This is a genomic window from Bradyrhizobium sp. 31Argb, assembly GCF_043638955.1.
In the GTDB taxonomy this organism is placed as follows: Bacteria; Pseudomonadota; Alphaproteobacteria; order Rhizobiales; family Xanthobacteraceae; genus Bradyrhizobium.
Genome location: NZ_JBEGDB010000111.1, coordinates 1 through 24,175, shown reverse-complemented (window position 1 = coordinate 24,175; position 24,175 = coordinate 1). Strand labels below are relative to the sequence as shown.

24 protein-coding genes are annotated in these 24,175 nt (G+C 64.2%); 12 read left to right on the top strand and 12 right to left on the bottom strand.

Going from position 1 to position 24,175, the window contains the following annotated elements; all coding sequences use genetic code 11:
• Nucleotides 1–75 precede the first annotated feature (75 nt).
• Nucleotides 76–714 carry a winged helix-turn-helix domain-containing protein gene (locus AAFX91_RS21555; protein WP_394567797.1) on the bottom strand — a complete coding sequence of 213 codons (639 nt, stop codon included), beginning with the start codon at nt 712–714 and terminating at the stop codon, nt 76–78.
• A 272-nt stretch (nt 715–986) separates the two neighbouring features.
• Complete coding sequence (locus AAFX91_RS21550) at nt 987–1,604, bottom strand: LysE family translocator (RefSeq protein WP_130581283.1); 618 nt, start codon at nt 1,602–1,604, stop codon at nt 987–989.
• Nucleotides 1,605–1,748: 144 nt separating this feature from the next.
• Here AAFX91_RS21550 and AAFX91_RS21545 point away from each other — a divergent pair, with 144 nt between their 5' ends.
• The 4 genes from AAFX91_RS21545 to AAFX91_RS21530 are packed head-to-tail and all read left to right on the top strand — an operon-like array spanning nt 1,749 to nt 3,549.
• A complete protein-coding gene (locus AAFX91_RS21545; protein ID WP_130581284.1) occupies nt 1,749–2,063 on the top strand; it encodes a helix-turn-helix transcriptional regulator in 315 nt (104 codons plus the stop codon).
• Complete coding sequence (locus AAFX91_RS21540) at nt 2,056–2,517, top strand: SRPBCC family protein (RefSeq protein WP_394567795.1); 462 nt, start codon at nt 2,056–2,058, stop codon at nt 2,515–2,517. Before AAFX91_RS21545 ends, AAFX91_RS21540 begins: the two co-directional genes overlap by 8 nt.
• Before the next feature lie 19 nt (nt 2,518–2,536).
• Complete coding sequence (locus tag AAFX91_RS21535; protein WP_394567794.1) at nt 2,537–3,004, top strand: SRPBCC family protein; 468 nt, start codon at nt 2,537–2,539, stop codon at nt 3,002–3,004.
• A 32-nt stretch (nt 3,005–3,036) separates the two neighbouring features.
• A complete protein-coding gene (locus AAFX91_RS21530; protein ID WP_394567793.1) occupies nt 3,037–3,549 on the top strand; it encodes an SRPBCC family protein in 513 nt (170 codons plus the stop codon).
• A gap of 107 nt (nt 3,550–3,656) precedes the next feature.
• On the opposite strand, the gene AAFX91_RS21525 is transcribed toward AAFX91_RS21530, so the two are convergent.
• The gene (locus AAFX91_RS21525; RefSeq protein ID WP_394567792.1) at nt 3,657–5,267 is read right to left on the bottom strand and encodes an acyl-CoA synthetase; all 1,611 of its coding nucleotides are present in this window, start codon (nt 5,265–5,267) and stop codon (nt 3,657–3,659) included.
• 500 nt (nt 5,268–5,767) lie between these two features.
• On the opposite strand from AAFX91_RS21525, the gene AAFX91_RS21520 reads away from it, so the two are divergent.
• Nucleotides 5,768–6,058, top strand: coding sequence for a hypothetical protein (locus tag AAFX91_RS21520; protein WP_394567791.1), 291 nt, complete (start codon nt 5,768–5,770; stop codon nt 6,056–6,058).
• A 65-nt stretch (nt 6,059–6,123) separates the two neighbouring features.
• Here the strand turns inward: AAFX91_RS21520 and AAFX91_RS21515 are convergent, their stop codons facing one another.
• A complete protein-coding gene (locus tag AAFX91_RS21515; RefSeq protein WP_282531110.1) occupies nt 6,124–6,651 on the bottom strand; it encodes a DUF4112 domain-containing protein in 528 nt (175 codons plus the stop codon).
• 208 nt (nt 6,652–6,859) lie between these two features.
• Here AAFX91_RS21515 and AAFX91_RS21510 point away from each other — a divergent pair, with 208 nt between their 5' ends.
• Nucleotides 6,860–7,075 carry a hypothetical protein gene (locus AAFX91_RS21510; protein WP_130584061.1) on the top strand — a complete coding sequence of 72 codons (216 nt, stop codon included), beginning with the start codon at nt 6,860–6,862 and terminating at the stop codon, nt 7,073–7,075.
• Nucleotides 7,076–7,901: 826 nt separating this feature from the next.
• On the opposite strand, the gene AAFX91_RS21505 is transcribed toward AAFX91_RS21510, so the two are convergent.
• A complete protein-coding gene (locus tag AAFX91_RS21505) occupies nt 7,902–8,777 on the bottom strand; it encodes a helix-turn-helix domain-containing protein (RefSeq protein WP_207234653.1) in 876 nt (291 codons plus the stop codon).
• Nucleotides 8,778–9,154: 377 nt separating this feature from the next.
• On the opposite strand from AAFX91_RS21505, the gene AAFX91_RS21500 reads away from it, so the two are divergent.
• Together AAFX91_RS21500 and AAFX91_RS21495 are read left to right on the top strand one after the other, a co-directional pair.
• The gene (locus tag AAFX91_RS21500; RefSeq protein WP_394567790.1) at nt 9,155–13,114 is read left to right on the top strand and encodes an autotransporter domain-containing protein; all 3,960 of its coding nucleotides are present in this window, start codon (nt 9,155–9,157) and stop codon (nt 13,112–13,114) included.
• A 143-nt stretch (nt 13,115–13,257) separates the two neighbouring features.
• On the top strand, nt 13,258–13,530 hold the full coding sequence (locus tag AAFX91_RS21495; protein WP_394567789.1) for a hypothetical protein: 273 nt from the start codon (nt 13,258–13,260) through the stop codon (nt 13,528–13,530).
• Between the two features lie 451 nt (nt 13,531–13,981).
• Here the strand turns inward: AAFX91_RS21495 and AAFX91_RS21490 are convergent, their stop codons facing one another.
• The 3 genes from AAFX91_RS21490 to AAFX91_RS21480 form a co-directional block, all read right to left on the bottom strand.
• On the bottom strand, nt 13,982–14,401 hold the full coding sequence (locus AAFX91_RS21490) for a DUF5413 family protein (RefSeq protein WP_394567788.1): 420 nt from the start codon (nt 14,399–14,401) through the stop codon (nt 13,982–13,984).
• Nucleotides 14,402–14,481: 80 nt separating this feature from the next.
• Nucleotides 14,482–16,068, bottom strand: a complete 1,587-nt coding sequence (locus AAFX91_RS21485) for a hypothetical protein (RefSeq protein ID WP_394567787.1) — start codon at nt 16,066–16,068, stop codon at nt 14,482–14,484.
• A 36-nt stretch (nt 16,069–16,104) separates the two neighbouring features.
• The gene (locus AAFX91_RS21480) at nt 16,105–17,397 is read right to left on the bottom strand and encodes an adenylosuccinate synthase (RefSeq protein WP_394567786.1); all 1,293 of its coding nucleotides are present in this window, start codon (nt 17,395–17,397) and stop codon (nt 16,105–16,107) included.
• A gap of 286 nt (nt 17,398–17,683) precedes the next feature.
• On the opposite strand from AAFX91_RS21480, the gene ybaK reads away from it, so the two are divergent.
• The gene (gene ybaK, locus AAFX91_RS21475) at nt 17,684–18,157 is read left to right on the top strand and encodes a Cys-tRNA(Pro) deacylase (RefSeq protein ID WP_394567784.1); all 474 of its coding nucleotides are present in this window, start codon (nt 17,684–17,686) and stop codon (nt 18,155–18,157) included.
• A 19-nt stretch (nt 18,158–18,176) separates the two neighbouring features.
• On the opposite strand, the gene AAFX91_RS21470 is transcribed toward ybaK, so the two are convergent.
• Genes AAFX91_RS21470 through AAFX91_RS21455 form a run of 4 tightly spaced genes read right to left on the bottom strand, consistent with a single transcriptional unit; the run spans nt 18,177 to nt 21,402 of the window.
• On the bottom strand, nt 18,177–19,361 hold the full coding sequence (locus tag AAFX91_RS21470; RefSeq protein WP_394567783.1) for a CynX/NimT family MFS transporter: 1,185 nt from the start codon (nt 19,359–19,361) through the stop codon (nt 18,177–18,179).
• Between the two features lie 13 nt (nt 19,362–19,374).
• Nucleotides 19,375–19,593 carry a hypothetical protein gene (locus tag AAFX91_RS21465; RefSeq protein WP_130579376.1) on the bottom strand — a complete coding sequence of 73 codons (219 nt, stop codon included), beginning with the start codon at nt 19,591–19,593 and terminating at the stop codon, nt 19,375–19,377.
• The gene (locus AAFX91_RS21460) at nt 19,586–20,179 is read right to left on the bottom strand and encodes a cysteine hydrolase family protein (RefSeq protein ID WP_282529743.1); all 594 of its coding nucleotides are present in this window, start codon (nt 20,177–20,179) and stop codon (nt 19,586–19,588) included. The genes AAFX91_RS21465 and AAFX91_RS21460 overlap by 8 nt, the downstream gene beginning before the upstream one ends.
• 5 nt (nt 20,180–20,184) lie before the next feature.
• A complete protein-coding gene (locus tag AAFX91_RS21455) occupies nt 20,185–21,402 on the bottom strand; it encodes a GNAT family N-acetyltransferase (protein WP_394567781.1) in 1,218 nt (405 codons plus the stop codon).
• A gap of 94 nt (nt 21,403–21,496) precedes the next feature.
• Here AAFX91_RS21455 and AAFX91_RS21450 point away from each other — a divergent pair, with 94 nt between their 5' ends.
• From AAFX91_RS21450 to AAFX91_RS21440, 3 genes are all read left to right on the top strand, one after another.
• Nucleotides 21,497–22,546, top strand: a complete 1,050-nt coding sequence (locus tag AAFX91_RS21450) for a LysR family transcriptional regulator (protein WP_028163817.1) — start codon at nt 21,497–21,499, stop codon at nt 22,544–22,546.
• Nucleotides 22,547–22,554: 8 nt separating this feature from the next.
• A complete protein-coding gene (locus AAFX91_RS21445; protein WP_394567780.1) occupies nt 22,555–22,959 on the top strand; it encodes a helix-turn-helix domain-containing protein in 405 nt (134 codons plus the stop codon).
• Nucleotides 22,960–23,173: 214 nt separating this feature from the next.
• Nucleotides 23,174–24,103 carry a DMT family transporter gene (locus AAFX91_RS21440; protein ID WP_394567779.1) on the top strand — a complete coding sequence of 310 codons (930 nt, stop codon included), beginning with the start codon at nt 23,174–23,176 and terminating at the stop codon, nt 24,101–24,103.
• Nucleotides 24,104–24,175 lie beyond the last annotated feature (72 nt).

The window sequence follows — 24,175 nt, the reverse complement described above, 5'->3', positions numbered from 1 at the left end:
AAAATCCGTAGCCATGTGAGTCTCCTGTCAAAGGTAAACTCACAGAAACCATCTTACACTGAGTTACTGACACCCTCAAGCGACGGCCGGAACAACGAGCGCGCGCTCCTGCAGCGCGCTGAGGTCCACGAAGCAGACCGCGTCGCGGAACTCGTCCGCCAGCCCATGCGCGACGGCGACAGCCACCGTGGTTTTTCCGACCCCGCCAGGCCCGACAATGCTGACGAACCGCCGGGACATTAGTTCCAAGCGCAAAGCTTCGACAGTCTCGTCGCGACCAACCATCCGCTGCAAACGCGCAGGCAGGGTCTGGATCCTGCCACGCCCGACAGGCGTAGCCGTGGACTGGCCGCCCTGCACCAAGCGCTGGAGCGGTGCAACAAAGCAATATCCGCGTCCGGGAAGGTTGGTGATGTAGCGTGCACCGTCGCGACCATCCCCGAGCGCTCTGCGGATCCCTGCAACGGAAACCCGAAGGCTGGCCTCTTCGACGATGACATCCGGCCAGACCCGCTTGATCAATTCCCGGTGGCTCACGACCTCCCCTGCCCGTTCCACCAAGGCAATCAGGACATCGAGCGCGCGGCTGCCCAGCGACACCTGAACGTCACCGTTCATGAGCAGCCTTTCGGACACGGCCAGACGAAACGGCCCGAACTGGAACGCCTCACCTTCGTTGGCGCGTTGCTGCAAGGTAGCGACCTCGACCTTCACCCCCACCGCTCGATCTGCTCCGTTGTCCGCTCGCGGATCTACGGCGCTCCGTCCGGTGGAGCAGTTGCTCACGCACACCTGGCGGCACGCCCTCTGCCGATGGAACTAGCCGCCTATTAACACGCCCTAACCGCACGCGAGGACAAGTATACGATGGTGTCAATCAAGGCACGCGACAGCCGTCACCGCTCGCCTCGATCCGCCGGGCTGGGGAACCCGCGTGAAACTCGGAAACAGATTCGCAGATTCGAATTCGTCAAGTCCAAGGCGCGCTAGCGCGCCCGCGTCAACGCGAGCCAGATGCCGCCGCCGATCATGAAGCCGCCCGAGACGCGCGAGACCAGGCGCGTCCGCTGCTTGGAAAAGAATTTTCGCGCGCGGCCGGCGAGCAATGCATAGATCATGTCGCTCATCGCCGCCGTCACCATAAAGGTCACGCCGAGCAGCGCCACTTGCGGGAGGTGATCCTTGTTCAGGTCCACGAACTGCGGAATGAAGGCGCCGAAGAACACCAGCACTTTCGGGTTCGACAGCAGCACCAGAAATCCTTGCAGGAAGAATCCGCCGCGCGGCGGCGGTGGCGGCTCATCCGCGCTCAGGTCCTCGACCGGGGAGCGGATCAGCTTGATGCCGAGCCAGACCAGGTAAGCCGCGCCGGCAAAGCGCACCCAGTCGAACCAGTAGCCCATGGTCGCCATCAGCGAGGTGAGACCGACGGCGACGACGCCGATCACGATCGCCAGTCCCGCCTGCGCGCCCAGCACATTGGTCAGCGCCGCGCGGGTGCCGTGGCGCAGGCCGTTGGCGATCACCAGCGTGACGATCGGGCCGGGCAGCAAGGCGAGCGCAATGCAGGCGGCGACGTAGGCGAGATAGGCTTGCAGGGACATGGCGGAACTGCTCGGAGCGGGAACTCGGGTGTCCCCGTTCTAGCGCAAGCCACACCCGATAAGAAGAGCGAAGCGCTGCGCCATCCGACTGCTCGATGACGTCGCGCTTGACATGCAACCATTTGGTTGCCTATTGTGGCGCACATGGACGAAGTCTTCAAAGCGCTGGCGGACGCATCGCGGCGGTCGCTCCTGGACAGGCTTCACGCCAGAAACGGACAGACGCTGAACGAACTGTGCGAAGGCCTCGCCATGACGCGGCAGGCGGTCACCAAGCACCTTGCGATTCTCGAACAGGCCAATCTCGTCACCACGTTCAAGCATGGCCGCGAGAAACTGCACTACCTCAACCCGGTTCCGATCCATCAGATCGGCGAGCGGTGGATCAGGAAATTCGAGCGCGCCAAGCTGGTCGCGCTCGGCGAATTGAAACGGCAACTGGAGGAGCGCGATGAGTAAGCCGGAATTCGTCTATGTGATCTATATCGAAGCTTCTTGCGAAAAGGTCTGGGATACGCTGATCGATCCGGAGATGACCAAGGATTATTGGGGCAGGCATCGCAACAGCTCCGATTGGAGCAAGGGCGCGAAGTGGCAGCATGAGGATTACGACGATCCCTCCAAGGTCGCGATCGCCGGCACCGTCATCGAGAGCGAGCGTCCGCACCGGCTCGTGCTGAGCTGGGCGCGGCCGGAGAATCTCGGCGATCCCGATAAGGTCTCCCGCGTCACCTTCACGATCGAGGAACAGTTCGGCTCGACCAGGCTGACGGTTGTGCATAGCGAACTCGACGACGAGATGCTGCGCGGCGTCAGCGCCGGCTGGCCCCCGATCCTGTCGAGCATGAAAACGCTGCTGGAGACCGGCGCGTCAATGCCGATGACGCGCCGACGTTGGAAGAGCGGCGAGTAGCTTCGCGGGAGGTTTCAAGATGTCCAAACCGGAATTCATATACGTCACCTATATCGAGACCACGCCCGACAAAGTGTGGGAGGCGCTGACCAATAGCGAGTTCACCAGGCGTTACTGGTTCAACACGGAAGTGAAATCCGACTGGAAGGTGGGCTCCCCGTTCGCGCTGGTCACGAACGGAACCACGACGGATGTGGGCGAAATCCTCGAGGCAGACCGGCCGCGGCGTCTCGCCTACACCTTCAAGCATCAGCTCGATGAGGAGATGCGCAAGGAGTCGCCAACCAAGGTCACCTTCACCATCGAGCCCCACGGCGACCTCGTGAAGCTGACCGTGACGCATGAAGGCTTCGCCAAAGGCAGCAAGCTCTTCGATGGCATTTCCAAGGGATGGCCGGCGATCCTCTCGGGGCTCAAGACCCTGCTCGAGACCGGGAAAGTGTTGGCGATCCCGCCTCGTGCGCTTGAGATCGAAGGGTTCGAATAGAAATGAAAATCTATCGGAGGATTCGAGAGGACATGAATATCGAGAAATTCAAGCCGGCGATCGTCTACACGATCTACATCGCGTCCACACCGGAGAAGGTCTGGGAGGCGCTGACCAGTGCCGAGTTCAGCCGGAAGTATTTTTCCGGCAACGCGGTCGAGGTCGATCTCCGCGTGGGCGGCGCATTCATGGTGCGTACGCCCGATGGCGCGCCGCACATCACCGGCGAGGTGATCGAGTGCGAGCCGGCGCGGAAGCTGACGGTGACCTTCAACGTCAACTGGCCGGCGCTGGTGGAAAAGCTGGGGCCGACGCTCGTGACCTATGAGATCGAGCTGGCCGGCGACGCGGTCAAGCTGACGCTCCTGCAATCGCACGACCGGCCGCTCAGCGACGATATCCTCTCCGGCGGCCGCGCCGGCTGGCCCGCGATCCTCTCCAGCCTCAAGAGCTTGCTGGAAACCGGCAATGCCCTCGTCATCCAGATGCAGCCGCCGGCACGGATGCTGGCGGCGCTGAAGGAATTGGGAATCGCGACGCCGTAAGTCGCGACGGTCCCGTAGCCCGGGTGGAGCGCCAGCGTAACCCGGGGCCGCTCGCAAAGCCGAGACAGGCGTCCCGGGTTGCGCTTCGCTCCACCCGGGCTACGACGTTACCGCCGCGCCCGTAACTCGCGGCGCAGCACCTTGCCGGTCGCGGTCATCGGCAACGACTCCGCGAACTCGACGAAGCGCGGATATTCGTGGGCGGCGAGTTGCACTTTGACAAAGTCCTGGATCTCGCGGGCGAGCGTGTCGCTTGGGGCATAACCGGCGCGGAGCACGATCCAGGCCTTGATCGACTCGGTCCTGATCGGATCGGGAATGCCGACCACGGCCGACATCGCGACCGCCGGATGTTTCATCAGCGTGTGCTCGATCTCCGACGGGCCGACGCGATAGCCGGCGGTGGTGATGACATCGTCCTCGCGGCTGACGTACCAGAAATAACCGTCCTCATCCTGCACGCCGAGATCACCGGTCAGGAGGAACGCGCCGGCATATTTCTTCGCGGTCGCCTCCGGATTGCGCCAATATTCGATCATGGTGACGGGGCATGGCTGCCGCACGCCGATGATGCCGCGCGTGCCCCGCGGCAGTTCCTCGCCTCTATCATTGACGATGCGCACGTCGAAGCCGGGTGTCGCCCTGCCCATCGAACCCGGGCGGATCGGAAACAGGTTTGAATTGCTGCCGATCACAAGGTTGCACTCGGTCTGGCCGAACACTTCATGGGCGTCGATGCCGAAGGTGTCGCGCACCCAGCCCAATAGTTCGCCGCCGAGCGACTCGCCGCCGGTGAAGATGCTGCGCAGCTTCACGCCCGAATTCTTCACGCCCGCCTGGCGCATCAGCTTCAGCGCGGTCGGCGGCAGGAACACGTTGCGGATGCCGAGGTCGGCCATCATCTGCATCGCCGCCTGCGGCTCGAACTTGCGGGCGCGATGGCCAACCATGGGAATGCCGTGGTACCAGAACGCGAACAGGCCGTTGATCAAGCCGCCGATCCAGGCCCAATCCGCGGGCGTCCACATCAGGTCGCCGGGCCGCGGCAGGAAGTTGTGGCACATCTCGACATTCGGCAGGTGGCCGAGCACGACGCGGTGCGCGTGCAGCGCGCCTTTCGGGTTACCCGTGGTGCCCGACGTGTAGATGATGAGTGCGGGATCATCGGCCGAGGTGTCGACGCTCGCAAACTCCGGCGAGGCCGCACGCAGCGAGGGCCAGAACGGCCTGGTGCCTGCGGGGACTTCCTCGCCGACCACATAGACGTTCTTCAACTCGGGCAGGCGGTCGCGGATCTTCGCCAACTTCTCCCAGCCGGCCGCGTCGGTCACGATCGCCTTCGCTTCGGAATTCGACAGCCGGAATTCCAGCGCATCCTCGCCGAACAGCGCGAACAGCGGGATCGAGATCATCGCGGAGCGGAAGGCGGCAAGATGCGCGATCGGCAATTCGAGCGATTGCGACAGGAACACCGCGACGCGGTCGCCGTGCTGAAGACCGTCGGCCTTCAGCACATTGGCGAAGCGGCGCGACATCTCCGCGACCTCGTCGAAGGTGGTGCGCGTCTGGGTGCCGTCCTCGTCGACATAGACAAGCGCGGGCCGGCCCGAGCCGTCGGCATGGCGGTCGCAGCAGGCGGTCGCCATGTTGAAGCGCGCCGGGACGTCCCAGCGGAAGTTGCGGGTGAGCTCGTCGTAGGTTGCGGCTTCCTTGAGCATGATCCTCGGGCGTTCCTGACGTTTCCTCGCGAACCGGCGTCGCGATGACCGGTCGCTCTGTTGTTGCTGTCAGTTTTAAAGCGCCGCGCGCCCCGCACAAGCCTTCGCCCCTGCACGTCGCGCCTTATGGGCTGCCGGCCACGTCAACGCGTCGCGATGCGTGCAATCCTTGCAGGCCGTCGTTCCGCCCGTCCTTCGCCGCGCCGCGGAATAATGCACGGACGAGACATCGGCCGATCACCTCAGATTTCTTTCCTTCCGGCGGGCCCGGGTGCGCAGGAACTCAGCTAATCAATTGATTCAATTCAGCTTATTCTAGTTTCCTTACTGCCATGCGCGGATTCATCATGAGGTCTGTCGGCACCGTTCAGGGGTCGCAATTTTGTCAAATAAGCCTATATTAGGGGACGAAATGACATGTGCGGCGCGCCGCCGGTTGTGGCGTGCCGTCCCCAACCCCCAATCGCGCTATCGCTAAGAAGAGTAAGAGGTCGTCGACCATGCGTCCTATGCGTCCGTTCAACTTTAACACCTCCGCCGAACTCTTTCCCGCCGCCATTCGCAAGAAGAAGCGGGCCGGTTTCGCCTATCGGCGCTTTGGCACCGCGGCAGAAGCCGTGCAGTATGCCATGGAAGAGCTGCCGGCGGATTCGCTGAACGGCGCCTACCTGCAGGTCGAGGAAGCCCGTTTCGACCAGAACGGCATCCGCACGCTCTATGACAGCGAGGCGTTCCCGCTGCCGCGTCGTCCGCGCCCGGTGCAGACCAATACCGACGCCGACGCCGCTTAAACCAATCCGTCCCTGACCCAAGCGAAAAGCCCTCGGGATGATCCGGGGGCTTTCTCTTTTTGCGCTCATAGCCGCGGCTGCTTGTCCAGCCAGCGCCTGAGCATGCGCACGTTCCGGACATTGGCGCGGAACATGACGTCGAACGCGTCGCCCGCGAGCGGCACCAGGCCGACCGCGCCATCGAGCGCGACATTGGCGAGCATCCGCGCGGTAATGTGCCAGGGCGCGCCCAGCGCACGCGCTTCCCGCACCAGCCACAGCGAGATCGCCGTCGTGATGATGTCGCCGACCACGGGGATCAGACCAATCAGGCCGTCGATGCCGTAGCGGATCTTGGTGCCGGGTACGATGAAGGCGACGTCGAGCAGTTTCGCGATCGCCTCGAGCCGCGCCAGCCGCTGCTCACGGGTAAGAGTGCCGAACGGATTGGCGGTCTCGAAATCAAGCCGGAACGCCTCGAACTGCGGATGCAGCGCCGCTTCCGGAATCTCGCGTCCGTCCTGGTCGATGATTTTCCCCCGCGGCCTGGCGTCGCGGAACGGGCCCTGCGAGCGGGCGCGGTTGGGCACGAAGATGTCGTCGGGCATGAGCATTCAGATGGTAACGCAAGGACGCGGTACAAGTTGCGTCACATTACCGCTCTGTCACCTCGCGGCAGGGCCGCACACTCGCCGTGATTCCGTCGTTAGCAGTGTCTCATTCGCGATACCAGTTAAAAGCATTGCCGCGATTTAACTGGTGGATCTTGTCGGCTCAGGCCAACACCGACCGCTTTAATCCCGCGAGGGCTTCCATCAAGCGATGCCGAATATTGAGATCACTGAGGAGTGCCGCGCCCTGATTGAGAGCGCGGTTGAGCCCCCGACCGGACGGCGCTTGCCAAACGGCAACTGGCTCATACCGGTCAACGAGGTGACATGGGAGCGACTGCAGCAAGTACGGCGGCAAGGCGAAACGATCTCGGACTGCATCATTCGCGTCATGATCGTCACCTTGCATAAGAGCGGCTTGCAATAGGGCATTGCAGCCTAGGACTGTTAGATAGTGCTGTAGGGTGGGCAAAGGCGCACTTGCGCCGTGCCCACCATCCAGCGCCGTGCTCGGGATGGTGGGCACGCTTCCGCCTTCGCTCGTTGAGCTACGGCGGACAAGTCGCTTTGCCCACCCTACAGCATCGCCGCAAGTTCGGATTCAAATTTCAAACAGCGTGAGGGATGTGAGTTCGCATTCTCGCGGCGCTTTGCGTCCGAGCTTTGCGTCTCGTTCCACCCTCTCATTGAACAGAGGGCGCAGGGAAAGCCGGGTGCTGGTTGCACCCGTGGGTCCCGTGCAACAAAAAGCACGGGGGTAGGACCACAGGTTCAACCGAAGCATTCCGGCTTTCCCTGCGCGATGGTGTTACGGCTTCCTTCGTGCTCTCCCCGGTGACCGGGCTTTCTTGCCACCGTCATCTCTCGCGCGAACTTGTTTCGCGCAAAAAACTTAGCGCCAGCGTCGGGGCGCCAGGACCACACGACTTCGCCGTCCGCGTTACATGCGCTCGTCAGTCGCACGCATCGCGTCCACCGCATCTCACCGCAACGTTCGTGACGATCGCGAGCCGCCCCTCTCTCGGGTGAGACGCGCGGAGTTAAATCACTGATTTGCCCGACGGCGAAAGCGGAATGTTTTTTGCGTGAGGGCTGGACAGACTTTTGGGTGATTTGCCCGTCGGGTTGATTTGTCGCACCCGTTGCATCCACATCGCCATTGCGAGCCAGCGGGTCGGCGCGTAGCGCCGCCCGATGACGGGCTCCGCGAAACAATCCATAGCGCCGCACGGGACCACGCGAACTGTTACAATTTATGTACCAGCCTTCTTGGTTACGACCGGCTGCCCAGCTTGTAGAGCCGCTCGCGCCTGGCGAGGCGTCATCCCATAGACACGCTTGAATAAACGGGTGAAGTCGGCGGCCTGCATGTCCAATCCGCAGGTCCAGGCAAGGCGGCCGATTCCGGACGCGTCCGTCGTCCTCAAGGCATCGACGAAACGGCGCAGCCGAACGTCGCGCAGATATCCTGCCACGGTCAGGCCATTCTCCGAGAACAGCTTGTAGAGCTGGGTCCGCGATACGTTGATGCCCCGCCAGATATCATCCGGCGTCAGCTCGGCGCGATGATAGTTCTCCTCGATGTAGGCAATCGCCCGCATGAATTCCTTGCCTGGTCGTGCCTGAAACTGCTCGCCCCGGGATAGCTCACAGCGCAGCAGATGGATGAGGAGTTCGGCCGTCGCCTCCAGCACGATCTCGAAGTCCTGCGCGTCCATCCTCCCGTAGGACTCGAACAGCAACCGCATCTGGGCGCCGATAAAGGGCGCCAGCGGAGCGGAACTGAGAAAGCGAAGAATGAAGCGGTCGTCGGAGAGGTCGGTCTCGAGTGCGGCGACAAGACGCGTTCGCGGCAGGAAAATCGTCGCCATGCGAACCCGGCGCGACCGCGCCGTTACCTCGACCGTGCTTTGGACCATCCCAAGGTCTCCGGCGCTCAGGCTGACGAAATCGGTTGCAGTTTCCTCGCTATATTCTCCGGACAGGACGTAGTCGAATACCACGCCGTCGATCTTGTCGGCCGCGGCGTCCGCTTCGGTTCGCTTTGCCTCCACGCAGGAATTGGATGTCAGCTTGTAGAAAGCGACGTTGTTTCCGACGAGCCATGCCGTGGTGCTGTCGAGCGGCATCCCCTCGGATTCGCCGATGGTTCGAACATAGCTGCGACGAAACAGGTTGGCGTCCGCGAGATAGTCGGCGCCGTTCGCGCGGGGATCAAGGCTGCTTCGCTCTCCGTAGAGGAAGCGCGCGGGGCGCTTCGGTGAGGGCGATTCGGGAGATGTCCGCGAGGAAGCGCGCGGTTCCACTCGATCGTTCGAATCATTAACCATAGACCATCTCACCGCGTGATGAAGTGCAACCCGCGAGGCGTGCGTTCGGATCGTACGCACTGCTACCGAAAACTTCGCATTCCGTCCAAAACTTCATGCTTTCCGTACCAGGGGGTAGCCGTCAGATTGCTCGTGTGTTTGCTGAACAACTTCAGCTTACCGGTCGATCGCTGCCCATGAATCGCGCCTCCCGTCCTGCCTTCAATCAAGTCGTTGGCCTCGTCCAGGCGTCGGAACCGGTCAGGGTTCTCAGCAAGAAAGATCGTCCCGGACACCGGCATCGCCGCCGGGTCGGCTCTGAGTGGAAGTGGGGCGTTTCGGCCGCTGCACTGCTGCTGAGCCTTGCGCCGTCGCTGGCGTGGGCCGATGCGGTCGGCGACGCGTCCAGCGCCCTGCAAGCCACCATCGTGGCCTACGCGGGCAACCCCAGCGCGACCAACACCGCTGCGATGCAAGCGGCGCTGACGGCCTACAACCAGGCCGTGGCCAGCAACGCCACCACGACCGTCAGCACGCCCACATCGGTCTCGACCATGCAGACCATATCCGGCGCGACGGCGAACTATGTAAATGCGGGCGGCACGCTGACATACTCGGTGAGCGGCAGCGGAGCGAGTGGCGGAGCGATTTATGTGAATTCCGGCGCCTCTTTCTCGATCGGCAGCGCCAGGGCCGATCTGAGCGATGCCGGGGCCAACTCGTCCGTGATCTTCTCCGGCAACTCGGCCACCTATGGCGGCGCGATCTACAACAGCGGCACGGCGACGATTGCCGACAGCAGCTTCTCCAACAACACGACCGTACAGCGGGGTGGCGCGATCTTCAACGCCGGCACGGTCACAATCGCTGACAGCAGCTTCTCCGGCAATTCCGCCGCCTTCTATAGCGCCGCAATCTACAACAACTCCGGCACGGCAACGATCGTCAAAAGCAGGTTCTCGGGCAATTCCGCCCGTAGCGGCAGCGCGATCACCTCCTCCGCCACGGCGATAATTGTCGACAGCAGCTTCTCCGGCAATTCCGCCAGCGTCACCGGCGGCGCGATCTTCAACACCGACACGATGTCGATCTACGGCAGCAGCTTCTCCAACAATTCGGCCACTTATGCCGGCGGTGCAGTCATCAACTATTATCGCACGGTTATCGCCAACAGCAGCTTCGTTGGCAACACGGCCACCTCCTATGGCGGCGCCATCTACAGCGACGCCGACAGCACAACAACGATCGTCGACAGCAGCTTCTCCAGCAATACCGCCGGTAGTCAGGGTGGCGCGATCTTCAACGCCGGCACGATGTCGATCACCGGCAGCAGCTTCTCGAGCAATTCCGCCAGCAGTGCCGGCGGCGCGATCTACAACACCGGCAGGGCAACGATCGCCGACAGCAGCTTCTCCGGCAACGCGAACGGAGCGATCTATAACACTGGCGCGGCGTCGATCAGCGGCAGTAGCTTCTCCGGCAATTCGTCCACCACCTATGGTGGCGGCGCGATCTTCAACTTCGGCACGGCAACCATCGTCGACAGCCACTTCTCCAATAATTCCGCCGGCGCCGGTGGCGCGATCTTCAATGAAACGAACCATACGGTGACGATCACCGACAGCAGTTTCTCCGGCAACTCGGCCACCTATGGCGGCGCCATCTTCATCAACGGCACCGCGACGATCACCGGCAGCAGCTTCTCCAACAATTACGCCGCCCATGGTGGCGGCGCCATTTTCGACGCAAGCGGCACGGTGACGATCGCCGACAGCAGCTTCTTCGGCAACACGACCGGCACGCTGGGCGGCGCGGTCTACACCGATTACGGCACGATCAATCTGACGGTCGGCGGAGGCCGGACCTCCACCTTCTCCGGCAATACGGCCAGCGGACAAGCCTCGTCCATCTACTTGAATGGGCCCGCCACGCTCAATGTGAGCGTAGCCTCGGGAGGGGTGCTGGACATGCGCGATCCGATGGGCGGCAGGGCCAACGGCACCCTCGCCATCACCCAAACCGGCGACGGCACCTGGAAGCTCGGCGGCAACAATGTCTTCACCAACTCGGGCGGCCAGACCACCTTCAATGTCGTCGCCGGCAGGCTCTACCTCTATGCCGCCGGCGAGGTCAGCAACGCCACTTCAGCCAACGCCGCCGCCACGGTGACCGCCGGCGCGATCCAACTGGACGGCTCTTCTTCCAGCTTTACCCTGGGCAGCACTGCCACCCTGGTCGCCGCTGGCAACAACAGCATCACCACCGAAGGCAGCATCGTGCTGGCAAACGGCGCCACGCTCCGCGGCGGAACCGCAACGGACAATGCCAATGTCGACGGCGGCGGAGCCCTGATCGCCGGCGGCAAGACCTCTCTCACGCTCACCGCGAGTGGCGGTGTCACCCTGCAAGGCAACCTCAACGTCGAAGCGGTCGCCGCCGCCGACACCTTCACCCTGAACGCCGATCTCGCCGACGCCGCGGGATCGACCGGCAGCCTGACCAAGCGTGGGACGGGCACCGTGGTCCTGACCGGCGACAACAGCTACACGGGGACCACGACGATTCCAGCCGGCACCCTGGCCGTGGATGGCTCCATCGCCTCGAGTGCGCTGACCATCGTCAATGCCGGCGCCACCCTCGCCGGCACCGGCAGCGTGGGCACCACGACGATCAACAGCGGTGGCATTCTCGCCCCCGGCAGAGCGGGCACGATCGGCAGCTTGACTGTCAACGGCAACCTCACCTTCGAGAACGGCGCGATCTATGCGGTGGATGTTGCCGGGTCCGGCAGCGACCTGACCACGGTGTCGGGCGGAGCCACCCTTAAAGGCGGCACTGTGGTGGTCTCCACACTTGATCCCTTGGCCAGCTACCAGAAAGGCCAGACCGCCACGATCCTGAGGGCCGGCACTGGCGTGAGCGGCAGCTTCGCCGGCTCCGCCATCTCCTCCGCCTTCCTCACGACCAGCCTCAGCTACACCGCCGATAGCGCCTATCTCACCGTTGCCCTGGCCCCAACGAACACAGATGGCTCGGGCAACCCGGCCATTTTCGAGACGGTTGCCCACACCGCGAACCAGTACCGCACCGCGGTTGCACTCGACACGCTGGCGCAATCCGGCTCGTCGCTTGCGCTCTACAACAAGCTGCTGTTGCTTGACGCTGGCGAAGCCCGCGGCGCCTACAACGCTCTCGACGGCGAGATCCATGCCAGTCTGAAGAGCGGCCTGATCGAGGACAGCCATTTTGCCCGCGACGCCGTCACCGGCCGGCTGCTCGCCGCCTTCGGCGAGGCGGGCGGATCATCCGCCGACAATGTCCGAAAGCTCAGCGACGGCCTCGCCGTCTGGGGTTCCGGCTATGGCAGCTGGGCCCGGCTCGGCGGCGGAGGCGGCAACGCCGCCAGCCTCGACCGCGCCGCGGGTGGTTTCTTCGTCGGCGCCGACAAGCTCATCGACAGCGGCTGGCGGATCGGCGTGATGGGCGGCTATGGCCGCTCATTCTACAGCGTCGATGGCCGCGCCTCGTCGGCCGACGTCGACCAGTCCACGATCGGCGCGTATGCCGGCACAAGGATCAACGATCTCGGCCTGCATCTCGGTCTGGCCAACACTTGGCATGCGATCGATACCAGCCGCAACGTCGCCTTCCCCGATTTCGCCGAAATCGACAAGACCTCCTACAATGCCCGCACCACGCAGATCTTCGGCGATGCCGGCTACACCTTCCATGCCGGCGGGGCCGCCCTTGAACCGTTTGCCGGCTTTGCCTGGGTCAATCTGCACACGAACGGCTATGACGAGAACGGCACCGCCGGCCTGCACGGCGGCGGTGAGACCCAGAACGTCACCTATTCCACGATCGGCCTGCGTGGCGCACTCCCCGTCAGTCTGGGATCGTTCAGCGGCAATCTGCACGGCACGCTCGGCTGGCAGCATGCGTTCGGCGATGTCACGCCGTGGACCACCCACGCCTTTGTCAGCTCCGATGCCTTTACGGTGACAGGCGTGCCGATCGCCCGCGATGCCGCGCTCATCCAGACCGGGCTCGATATCCCCCTCAGCAAGGACGCCACGCTGGGTTTTTCCTATACGGGTCGGCTCGGCGCTCACACCGAGGAAAACGGGCTGTCCGCCCGGTTCCGCCTAACGTTCTGAACATGAACCGCGCCAGGATCGCCGCCGTCCTCTCCGAGACGGGGCGTCCGAAGGACGAGCCCGGAACCCATCCAACAGCAGAGCATGCGGTGAAATGGATTCTCTGATGTGCAGTTGCCGGGGCGCGCGCAGCGCGAGCTATGATGTTGGCTCAGACCAACACCGCCCGCTTTAATCCCGCGAGGACTCCGATCAAAGCGATGCCGAATATTGAGATCACCGAGGAGTGCCGCGCCTTGATAGAGAGTGCGGCTGGGGCCCCGACCGGACGGCGCCTGCCAAACGGCAACTGGCTCATACCGGTCAACGAGGCAACGTTGGCGGGGCTGCAGCAAGTGCGCCTGCGAGGCGAAACGATCTCGGACTGCATCATTCGCCTCATGATCGTCGCGTTGCATAAGTACGGCCTGCAATAAAGCATCGCAGCCTATGGCTGTTAGATAGTCGTCTTCATCGATCGGCGGTTCTGACGAGACATCACCGCGCACTTCAAGCCGGGACGACGCCGTCATTGCGAGCCAACGGGTCGCAATGACGGGGAGGTTTCTAATACAACTTTCAAACAGCTTCCGCTGTCGTCGTCCGGCTTGACCGGACGATCCAGTATTCCAGAGGCAGCAGTGCTTGAGTCGAGAAGCCGCCGGTTACCGGATGCCCGCCGGAGCCTGTCATCGGGCTCGCCGAAGGCGAGACCCGGTGGCGGGCATGACGGTGGCCGACGGGTTAAGCGATCTATTTTTGGGCGAAGGTTTTAGCTGATTTGCCCGTCGGGTTGATTGTCGCACCCAAAGCAGCCACATCGTCATTGCGAGCCAACGGGTCGGCGCGTAGCGCCGCCCCGTTGGCTCGCAATGACGGCGAAAGCGGTTAAGTGGTCGCCGGCTGCGGCTCTTCCGCGTATTTGTGCGCCAGCCAGGACGACAGCGTTGCCGGCACCAGGCCGACGAGCCCATACAGAATGAACTGCACCGCGCCGGAGTCCGGGCCGCGCGAACCGTAGAGCAATTCGGCCGCGATGAATCCGATTGCGCCAATGGTCAGCATCCGCGCAAACGGATTGATTTTCCACACATGCATCAGGATGTCGTCGATCGCCGCCAGCATCAGTGACGGCACGATGCCGAACAGATACGCGTATTGCAGCGTCTTGGCGAAAGCCAGGAAGAACTTTCCGACCTCGTGCACGCCGGTCTCGTTCCAATAACCAGACTGATAGCTGGTCGCGAACAGCAGAATGAGACCACCGATGAGCGGACCGATAGCGGCGAAGATCAGGTAGCGTTTCATGGCGCCTCACTCACTGCTCTAGCAATGCCGCTCCTGTCTCACGACGGCGACAATTGTCCGACGCCAGGGAAGAACTCCCCTCACTCCCCCCACGCCGCGAACGCATCATTAAACGCGCGCTCGCCGGGGGCGCCTTTTTCGATCGCGATGATGGCGCGGCGCTGGTTGGTGTAGACGAGCGGCACGTCGAACCAGGAGCGCTCCTTGAGGAGCTGCAGGTTGCGCGAGCGGTCGGCATCGACGTTGGAGAGGCCGACCAGGAAGAAGCCGTCGGTGACCTTCACCGCCAGGCCTGCGAGCGGGGTGCCGCGGGCCTGCTCGTTGGACTTCATCAGGATGCCCGGCACATTGCCGACGCCGCCGTTCGGGAAATCCTGCGGCAGGATGAAGGTGAGCTCGGCGGTGTGGCTCGCGGGCAAGGACGAGTCGGTGTTGCGGCGGAACGACATCGTCATCTTGAACTTGCGGTCGGGGATCTCGATGTCGGCGCGCACGGCGATGTCGGGTGCCGCGTTGCCCGAAGCCTTGATCGGTTCGGTGCGCCAGATCACCGAGCCCACATATTGCTTGCCCTTGGGATCGCTGGGGTCCTCGTCATAGAGCACGACACGCTGCGCCACCGGTGCAACCGGCTCGCTGGACGACGGCTGGCCGACGCGGTCCGGAATCTTCGGCTTGGTCGCGGGCGTCGCGACATCCTTCGGCGCCTCCACCGAGGGTGACGACTTGAGCAGCCCGCTCACGACCGTGACCGCCTGCTTGCCCCAGAGGATGCCGGCGCCGACCAGGATCAGGATGATGCCGACCGCAATCGCGCTCTTGAACGGGAATGCCGAGCCGAGCCGCGCGCTCTTCTTGACGTTGCGATCGCCGCCATTGCCGGTCCGCGCCCGCGGCTGCGATCCCTGCGGGTAGCGCTCGGCTTCCTCGCTCGACTCGTCATAGGAATAGGGGGCGTCCGGATCGGCGCCGCGATTCTCCATGTTCGGCTCGAGCCGGTCGAACTCCGGCGAGGGAGACGGCACATTGGCGTAGGTCTTGCGCGCATTGCGGTTCGCCTGCGCGGCGGCGCGGCCGAGATCGTCGGCGTCGGCGGCGAGATCGCGGAAGCCACGCAGAGCCGGCGGCTGCGGCGCCGGCGGCGGCGCGCCATTGTTCGCGGCACCGTTATTGTCCGGCCCTCGGCGCGCGCCGGGAGGGCGCTGCGGATCGGGCGTTGGTGGCGCCGGCGGGCGCGGGGTGACCGGCGGCGCCTCGCCACGGAGATTGCGCGGGGGGCGATCCTCGCCGCCAGGCGGACGCGGCGGCGGTGGAGTGCGCGGGCGCGGCGGGGTGGCTGCCGGGGCCGGAGCGCCTTCCGGCGGGCGGGTGGTGGTGGCGGCGGTGGCAGTGGCGCGGCGGAAGGCGTCGCCGCTGCGGGAACCGGTGCCAGGACGGGTGGCCTCGCGGGCGCGCTGGGCGGCCTCCGATTCGACCTTGCGAACGGCCTCTTCGAGCGCCAAGCGCTCGCGGGTGATCTCAGACTCGGAAAGCGGCGGCTGGACGCCGCGGAGCTGCTGGATCAGCGCAGCCCGCGCGCGCTCATAAAGCGCGCGGCGGCTCTCACCGGGAGCATTGGGGTCCAATCCGGCGATGGCGCGGGCAATCAGCGGGTAGTAATCAGCCATTTCCATTCAAATTGGTGGGATATAGGTAATATCCCGTTAAGCCTCGAACGGATTTTGTACCAGAATAGTATCTTCGCGTTCCGGGCTGGTGGAAAGAAGCGCGATCGGACAGCCGACCAATTCTTCCACCCGGCGGACATATTTGATGGCCTGCGCCGGCAGGTCGGCGCAGGACCGGGCGTTCGCCGTCGGCTGCTTCCAGCCCTCGATAGTCTCATAGATCGGCACCACGCGGGCCTGTGCACCCTCGCCCGCCGGCAGGTGGTCGATTTCCTTGCCGTCGAGCTTATAGCCGGTGCAGACCTGTATGGTATCGAATCCATCCAAAATATCGAGCTTTGTCAGCGCCAGCCCCGTGATGCCACATGTGCGCACCGTCTGGCGCACCAGCACCGCATCGAACCAGCCGGTGCGGCGCTTGCGGCCGGTGTTGACGCCGAATTCCTTGCCACGGCGGCCGATTTCCTCGCCGATCTCGTCCGTCAGCTCGGTCGGGAACGGGCCATGGCCGACACGGGTGGTGTAGGCCTTGCAGATTCCCAGGACATAGCCGACCGCGCCGGGGCCGAGGCCAGTGCCGGTTGCCGCCTGTGCGGCCACCGTGTTGGAGGAAGTGACGTAAGGGTAGGTGCCGTGGTCGACGTCGAGCAGAGCGCCCTGGGCACCCTCGAACAGGATGCGTTTGCCCTCGCGGCGCTTGAGGTCGAGCAGGCGCCAGACGGTTTCCGCATAGGGCAGGATCTTCGGTGCCAGCGCCGTCAGCTCGCGCAGGATGCCCTTGCCGTCGACCTCCTCGAGATTGAGGCCGCGGCGCAGCGCATTGTGGTGCGCCAGCAGGCGGTCGATCTTGTGCGGCAGGGTGTCGAGATCGGCGAGGTCCATCAGGCGGATGGCGCGGCGGCCGACCTTGTCCTCATAGGCCGGGCCGATGCCGCGGCGGGTGGTGCCGATCGCGGTCACTGCGTTGGATGATTCGCGAAGTGCATCGAGATCGCGGTGCAGCGGCAGGATCAGCGTGACGTTCTCGGCGATTCGTAAGTTATCCGGGCTGACCGCCACGCCCTGCCCCTTCAGCCGCTCGACCTCGTCCAGGAAGGCCTGCGGATCGAACACGACGCCGTTGCCGATCACGGCCAGCTTCGACGGCCGCAGCACGCCCGACGGCAACAGCGCGAGCTTGTAGGTCTCGCCATTGATGACAAGCGTATGGCCGGCATTGTGACCGCCCTGGAAGCGCACGACGATGTCGGCCTGCTCCGACAACCAGTCGACGATCTTGCCCTTCCCTTCGTCGCCCCACTGGGCGCCGACCACGACAACATTGGCCATTTCGCAAGCGTTCCCTGCAACACTTCAAGGTTCGATCATGATCACAGCGGAAAAGCGGTGCCGAACTTTCCGGATCATGGTTTAAGCTGCCCGGCCGAAATCACGGCGGTGGCCGCTCGCACACAGGTCGCTAACCCGATAAAGGAAGCGCTACGCTTAAGCAAGCAAGAAGGGTAGTTTTTGCGCCGTTTCGACGATCTCCAAGCCTTTGATACCCCCGGAAAATTTGTGGCCGCCGCAAGGCAGGGCCGGATCATGGACAAGGTTTAAGGGAACAGCCAGCCAGATGTCCAAGAGCACGCGCGCCACCGAGACGCTGGCAAAGCTCGGCGTGACATTCACCCTGCACGCTTATGACTATGATCCTGACGCCGAGAGCATCGGCCTGCAGGCCGCCGAGGCGCTGGGGGTGGCGCCCAAACGGATGCTGAAGACGCTGATGGCCGAGGTCGACGGCAAGCCGGTCTGCGCCGTGGTGCCGTCGGACTGCGAGGTCAGCATGAAGAAGCTCGCGAGCGCCTTCGGCGGCAAGACCGCGAAGATGATGCGGCCGGCCGATGCCGAGCGGCTGACCGGCTACCATGTCGGCGGCATCAGCCCGTTCGGGCAGAAGAAGCGCGTGCCAATCGCGATCGAACAGGCGGCGCTTAACGAGACGAGCGTGTTCGTCAATGGCGGCCAGCGCGGCCTGCAGATCGAGCTTGCGCCCGACGATGCCGTGAAGGCCGTCGGCGCGATCGTACAGACGCTGACGGCGTAAGCGGTCTACGACCCGACGCTCAGGCCGTCGCGGGCTTGAGCGTCAGCATCTCGCCGCGCTTCGAGAGCAGCGAGAACACCAGCGACAAGGGCGCCATTGCCGCCAGCAGCGCGGCGCCCGCGATCAGCGCGGCCGACGGGTTGCCCCAGGCATCCTGCAGCCGGCCGGCGGCGGAAGGTCCGATCGCCATCAGGATGTAGAAGCAGGTGAAGAACAGGCCGAAGCCAAGCGAGCGGTCGCGCGGCTCGAGCACGCGCGTCGGCAGTGACAGGATCGCGCCGGACAATGGGCCGATGGCAACGCCGAAGACCAGGCAGGCGATCGTTGGATGGATGTTTGCGACGAACAGCGCCAGCGCTAGCGCCGCCAGAAGTCCGCACGCAATGATCGCTGCGACCGGCCGCCCCGACCGCTCGACCAGATAGCCGCCGGCGGGAATGGCAATGATGGTGAACCAGATCGCGAGGCTGACCAGCGAGGCCGCGCCCGTCGGGCTCGAGCCGTGCGCCACCATCAATGGCGGCGCATAGCTGAAGAACAGCACGCAGGCGAGATTCATCGCGCCCCAGATGACGCCCGCGACCAGGACCGGGACCAGGGTCCTGACCGGCAGGCCGGTGCGCGCGGCCGCGGCGGCAGTCTCTGCCTGAACGGGACTCCGCGGCAGCAATGCGAAGGCGCCGAGCACGACCAGGGCCAACATCGCGCTCGACGCCATCACCGCCGGCCACCCCAGCGATTGTGCCAGATAGGTCTGCGCCGGCAGCGCGAGCATCGCGCCGAACGGCCAGCTCATCTGCAACAGCGACATCGCCAGCACGATCTCGCGGCCGGCGAACCAGTCGGTCGTCATCTTGGTGGCGACCAGGATCACGATGGTGGCGCCGACGCCACCGATCACGCGCGCGACCAGCGCAGCGGCGAAGCTGTCGCAATAGGACAGAGCGACGCCCGACACCGCCATCAGCGCCAGCCCGCCGAGCCCGAGCGTCGTCTCGCGCACGCGCTGGCCGATCAGGCCGGCCGGAAAGGCGACGACGATTCCGGGCAACAGATAAGCGCCGAGCAGCATGCCGAGCTGGACGTAGCTGAGCGCCAGATCGTGCATCAGGAAGTTGGTCGTGGATCCGACCGACTGGAATTGAAACCCGGTCGCCGCGCGCGCCGCGAACAGCACGGCAAGCACGATCCATCTGCGGGGCATCCCTGCCTCCCGATCAATCCTGGAGGTCGCCGCTGACGAGATTAAGGCTGACAGCGTCGGAGAATTCGGACAGTTCGTCTTCTGATATCTCATGCAGCGAGAGCTGGAGCTGCATGATCGCGAGATCGACGAGGTGGCCGGCAAAGGACAGCCCGCCGGAAACCAGAATGTTACGCTGTTCGGTCAGTACCGGAATCACGTTACGCAAGCGACGGGCCCTCAATTCATCCATATCGATGCCCTCTCAGAGGCCGCTGCGCGGTCGCGACCAGCCAGTGGGCGGTGGTGGCGACGTCGGCGAACAACTCGATCGCCTTCGTCGCGACAAGGTGCACTGAACCAGGATCGGCATCGCGCCGCTGCCGGCTCGCGGCTGCATCGGTCAGGAAGGTGACGCGATGGCCGCGGTGTGAAGCGTCGATGGCGGTGGCAAGGCAGACCTCTTCCGCGGCCAGACCGCCGATCGCAAAGCTGCCGATCCGCGAGACGACGTCCTCGAATAGCGGATTGGCGTAGCAGGAAGGCTGCCTGCGCTCGAACACCATGTCCGCGCGCTTCGGCTCGAGACCCATGATCCAGCGCGACTGCGCCTTCCTGTCGACGAGATCCAAGCCTTCAGCCCGCCGCGTGAAGGCGATCGGCATCCCGGCATTGCGGGCGTGCTGGATCGCGGCCCTGCAGCTTTCCAGCGAGCGCTCGAGATCGTCAGCGCAACCCGCCGCCCCGCGGAAATAGGCCTCCTCCTGCAGGTCCACCATGACCAACAGCCGGCTGTTGGAAGCGCCAACATAGGGTTTGAGGTCGATCACCGGGGCCATGGCGGTCACATCGCGGCCGGCTGCGCCGCCGGGCCGCGGCCAGCGGACATTTCCAGGATGCCGGGAACGTCCCACTGTCCCTCGGGGCGGATCAGGACGTAAGGATCCTCGCCAAGGGTGATGCGCTGCGGATGCCGCTCGGTCTGAAGCTTGACCTCGACATAGTCGAAATCGGAGAACACGAATTCGCGCGAGCCAGACATGCGCTCGAAGCCGCGCTGCTCCCAGAAGCCGAGCAATCGCTTCTGCGCATGCGCATAGAGGACGTTGTAACCCTTCTTGCGGCAGAGCTCGATCGCGGCATCGACGATGCGGCCGGCGATGCCGCTGCTGCGGCTTTCGCTGCGCACCGCCAGCCGCTCCAGCTTGGCGAAATCGGCGAAGTAGCGGATCCGCAGACAGCCGACCGGCTCGCGGCCCTGATGGCAGATCAGATGCGTCGCGGAGAAATCGTTGCCGTCGAATTCCTCCTCGAACGGGCAATGCTGCTCGCCCATGTAGACGGCGCTGCGGATCGCCATCACGCGCGCCATCTCGTCCATCGAGCGCACCACCCGCACCGAAATCGGATCCGGCGGCACCGGCTTCGGCGGCGGCATCTCGTGCGAGCGATCGAGCATCTGCAGATGCGGCGCGAACAATCCGTCATAGCGGGCGCCCGGAGTGAACCCGAGCGGCTCGAGCACGCGCAGGCCTTCCTTGGTGATCGGGCGCGAATAGATGTTGATGCCCTGGTAGAGCGGGGTCGAGAATTTCTGCAGCACCAGCGGGATCGCAGCGACCGTCGGCCCCTTGGCGTGGATGCACCAGACATAGATGCCCGCCGGCCGCTCCGACTGCCGCGTGACGAAGGCGAGATCGGGATTCTTGGTATCGAGCCGTCCGTCGATCAAGCGGCGCGTGCCTTCCTGCGTCAGCGGCAGCACCGCGAGGAAACCTTCGCCCTTCGGCGCGGCAATGTCGAACTGATCACGCCGCGCGATCGCCCAGAACGCATCCGGATTATGGTTGGCGACGGTCTGAACGATGCGGTTGGTGGTCAGTCCCGGAATATCTTCCCTCGCCGCATCCATCAGCGCCGCAATCCCGGCGGCATCGACGGTGAAAATCACCGTGCGTTTCGCCAATCGCAGCATGGTCATCTTGTCGAGCGAACGGGCGGGACCCGCCCCCTGACGCCTGGTGGCGGCTTTGCGAATAAAATCGAGGTCCAGAGCAGTCATCGATCATCTCTCGCGGTTGTGGTTTTGCCGCGTTTCTGCCAAGAATAGAGGGGTGTTCCCGTTAAGCTAAAAGGCGACAAACGAGGCGATTTGTATGCACTCACCTGAGCGCAGGGGTGTTCACCACCGTGCACACCCCCCGGGCCGCATCGCCCAGTGGGATTCGGTGCGGATATTCCTTGAGGTTGCACGGATCGGCAGCTTCCGCGCTGCAGCCCTCGAGCTGAACGCTTCGGCCAATTTCCTGCGCAAGCAGATCCTGCAACTAGAGAGTGCCTATAAAACGACATTGATCACCCGCCATGTCGACGGCGTGCGGCTGACGCCCGAAGGCGAGAAGGTGCTGGAGGCGGCGCGGCGGATGGAAGAAGCCGCCTTCGGCCTCGACCGCGCGCTGAGCCAGACCACGCCGGCGCTCTCGGGCGAGGTGCGCTTTGCCATCACCGAAGGTCTCGGCACCTTCTGGGTCGCGCCGCGGCTGATCGAATTCCAGCGCGTCTATCCGGGGCTGCTCGTCGATCTCAAATGCGAGATGCGCTCCGCCGACGTGCTCAGGCTCGAGGCCGACGTCGCGGTGCAGCTCGAAGAGCCCGACAAGCCCGACCTGAAGCGCGTCAAGATCGGCCGTCTTCACGTCATGCCGTTCGTCAGCCCGTCCTATGTCGAGATCTACGGCATGCCGAAGGACCAGGACGACATCCGGCAGAACCACCGCATCGTGCTGCAGGACGCCGACCAGACCCGCGCGCAGCAGATGTACGAGCAATATGCCGGCCGCGAGCAGGTCGGCTTCGTCGCCATGCGCAACAATGTCAGCAGCGCCCATGTCTGGGCGGTCGCCAAGGGTGCCGGCATCGGCTGGCTGCCGACCTATGTGCCGGCGGTCGCGGGGCCTTTGATCCCGCTCGACATCGGCATCAATTTCTCGCTCGACATCTGGCTTGCCTATCACCCCGACGCCAAGCGGATTCCGCGCGTCAAGCAGTTGATCGACTGGACCATCCAGGCCTTCGATGGCCGGAAGTATCCGTGGTTCCGCGACGAGTTCGTGCATCCCAACGATCTGCAGAAAACCTACAAGGGGGAGCCACTGGTAAATCTGTTCGCAGGCTTCGTGAACGAAACACGCTCCAAGATCGGCTGAGCAACCCAATGAGCAAATCGACCGACGGGTACATCGATCAATTGGTGCAGGCCAAGTGGCGCGAGATCGGATTATCGCAGTCCGACCTTGCGGAAGTGCTGGGAGCAACGCCCCCGCCCCCGCCACGGACGGAGCGCACAAACGGCCGGGATGCGGTTGATATCGAGCGCCTGCGCCAGGTGGCGAGCGCGCTCGGCGTCTCCGTCGATCTCTTCAACGGCCGCGCCACCAGCGCCGCCGCCCGGGCGCGGCGGCTGCCCGAGCCGGGCTCCGCATCGCTGCAGTCGCTGCTCGAGCTGCGCCTGTTGCGGCTGTTTCGTGAATTGCATGACGTCGATACGAAACGGATCCTCATCGAACTCACCGCACAGATCGTCAAGCGCCAGGCCGATCCTTCCGGCGAGGCCGGCTGACGCTGCCCCTCCGCGCGCCGGCGCCCCGCGAAGCAGTCACCGAAACTAGCCGACAGGCTTGCCGGGATAGAGCCCGCGCATGGTCGAGATGCAGCCAACAGCATTGCCGTCGCCGTAAAATCCGTGTCTGTGGCCTCGGCCGGGTCCTCTCACATTCCGGCCCGGCGCGTGAAACCGCCGGGCGGGCCACGGCGCCATGAACCGGGCCCGACGCATGTCTGCTTCCGAGACCACCTCTCCCGCCGGCTCCGGCAACTGGCTGGCCAACCAGCCCTACCTCTTGCTCAGCTTCACCGCGCTGTTCTGGGCCGGCAACGCCATCGTCGGCCGCCTCGCCGCCGGCCATATTGCGCCGGTGACGCTCTCCTTCTTGCGCTGGTCGCTGGCGTTCCTCTTGATCCTCCCCTGGGCCTGGCCGCACCTGAAGCAGGACTGGCCGGCGATCCGCGGCCGTCTCGGCCTGATGGTGTTGCTCTCGCTGACGGGGATCGGCGTCTTCAACACCATGCAGTACTGGGCGCTCGAATATACCCAGGCGCTGAACACGCTGCTGCTGCAATCGGCGGCGCCGCTGATCATCGCGGTGTGGTCGCTGGTCCTGCTCGGCGTGCGGCTGACGGCAGCGCAAGCATTCGGCGTTCTGCTGTCGCTTGCGGGCGTGCTGGTGATCATCCTGCACGGCGACCTCACCGCACTGTCGAAGGTCGAGTTCAACAAGGGCGACCTGATCTTCATCACGGCGCTCACGATCTTCGGGATCTATTCGGTGCTGTCGCTGAAGCGACCGGAGATCCACGGCCTGTCATTCGTCGCCTTCACCTTCGGCTGCGGCGCAGCCTGCCTGATACCGTTCCTGGTCTGGGAATTGCTGGCACGCCCGGTGATGCAGTTCAACGTGAGCAACCTGCTCTCGCTGATCTATGTCGCGGTGTTTCCCTCGACGCTGGCCTATCTCTGCTTCAACCGCGGCGTCCAGTTGATCGGCGCCAACCGCACGGCGCCGTTCTTCCATGTGGTGCCGGTGTTCGGCACCGTGTTGTCGATCATCTTCCTCGGCGAGCATCCGCAACTGTTCCACTTCATCGGCTTTGCGCTGGTGCTGTCAGGCGTGTTCGTCGCCTCGCGCAAGCCGAAGCCGGCCTAGTGGTCTATCACAGTGATTTTGACTCTTTGGGGGTGGCTGGATAGGCGCGGCCGAGTTTGGCGCGAGCTTTGT

Coding starts and splice junctions, on each gene's coding strand:
- AAFX91_RS21550 (WP_130581283.1), bottom strand. CDS start 1,604: ATGTCCCTGCAAGCCTATCTCGCCTACGTCGCCGCCTGCATTGCGCTC.
- AAFX91_RS21545 (WP_130581284.1), top strand. CDS start 1,749: ATGGACGAAGTCTTCAAAGCGCTGGCGGACGCATCGCGGCGGTCGCTC.
- AAFX91_RS21540 (WP_394567795.1), top strand. CDS start 2,056: ATGAGTAAGCCGGAATTCGTCTATGTGATCTATATCGAAGCTTCTTGC.
- AAFX91_RS21535 (WP_394567794.1), top strand. CDS start 2,537: ATGTCCAAACCGGAATTCATATACGTCACCTATATCGAGACCACGCCC.
- AAFX91_RS21530 (WP_394567793.1), top strand. CDS start 3,037: ATGAATATCGAGAAATTCAAGCCGGCGATCGTCTACACGATCTACATC.
- AAFX91_RS21525 (WP_394567792.1), bottom strand. CDS start 5,267: ATGCTCAAGGAAGCCGCAACCTACGACGAGCTCACCCGCAACTTCCGC.
- AAFX91_RS21520 (WP_394567791.1), top strand. CDS start 5,768: ATGCGTCCTATGCGTCCGTTCAACTTTAACACCTCCGCCGAACTCTTT.
- AAFX91_RS21515 (WP_282531110.1), bottom strand. CDS start 6,651: ATGCTCATGCCCGACGACATCTTCGTGCCCAACCGCGCCCGCTCGCAG.
- AAFX91_RS21510 (WP_130584061.1), top strand. CDS start 6,860: ATGCCGAATATTGAGATCACTGAGGAGTGCCGCGCCCTGATTGAGAGC.
- AAFX91_RS21505 (WP_207234653.1), bottom strand. CDS start 8,777: ATGCCGCTCGACAGCACCACGGCATGGCTCGTCGGAAACAACGTCGCT.
- AAFX91_RS21500 (WP_394567790.1), top strand. CDS start 9,155: ATGAATCGCGCCTCCCGTCCTGCCTTCAATCAAGTCGTTGGCCTCGTC.
- AAFX91_RS21495 (WP_394567789.1), top strand. CDS start 13,258: ATGTTGGCTCAGACCAACACCGCCCGCTTTAATCCCGCGAGGACTCCG.
- AAFX91_RS21490 (WP_394567788.1), bottom strand. CDS start 14,401: ATGAAACGCTACCTGATCTTCGCCGCTATCGGTCCGCTCATCGGTGGT.
- AAFX91_RS21485 (WP_394567787.1), bottom strand. CDS start 16,068: ATGGCTGATTACTACCCGCTGATTGCCCGCGCCATCGCCGGATTGGAC.
- AAFX91_RS21480 (WP_394567786.1), bottom strand. CDS start 17,397: ATGGCCAATGTTGTCGTGGTCGGCGCCCAGTGGGGCGACGAAGGGAAG.
- ybaK (WP_394567784.1), top strand. CDS start 17,684: ATGTCCAAGAGCACGCGCGCCACCGAGACGCTGGCAAAGCTCGGCGTG.
- AAFX91_RS21470 (WP_394567783.1), bottom strand. CDS start 19,361: ATGCCCCGCAGATGGATCGTGCTTGCCGTGCTGTTCGCGGCGCGCGCG.
- AAFX91_RS21465 (WP_130579376.1), bottom strand. CDS start 19,593: ATGGATGAATTGAGGGCCCGTCGCTTGCGTAACGTGATTCCGGTACTG.
- AAFX91_RS21460 (WP_282529743.1), bottom strand. CDS start 20,179: ATGGCCCCGGTGATCGACCTCAAACCCTATGTTGGCGCTTCCAACAGC.
- AAFX91_RS21455 (WP_394567781.1), bottom strand. CDS start 21,402: ATGACTGCTCTGGACCTCGATTTTATTCGCAAAGCCGCCACCAGGCGT.
- AAFX91_RS21450 (WP_028163817.1), top strand. CDS start 21,497: ATGCACTCACCTGAGCGCAGGGGTGTTCACCACCGTGCACACCCCCCG.
- AAFX91_RS21445 (WP_394567780.1), top strand. CDS start 22,555: ATGAGCAAATCGACCGACGGGTACATCGATCAATTGGTGCAGGCCAAG.
- AAFX91_RS21440 (WP_394567779.1), top strand. CDS start 23,174: ATGTCTGCTTCCGAGACCACCTCTCCCGCCGGCTCCGGCAACTGGCTG.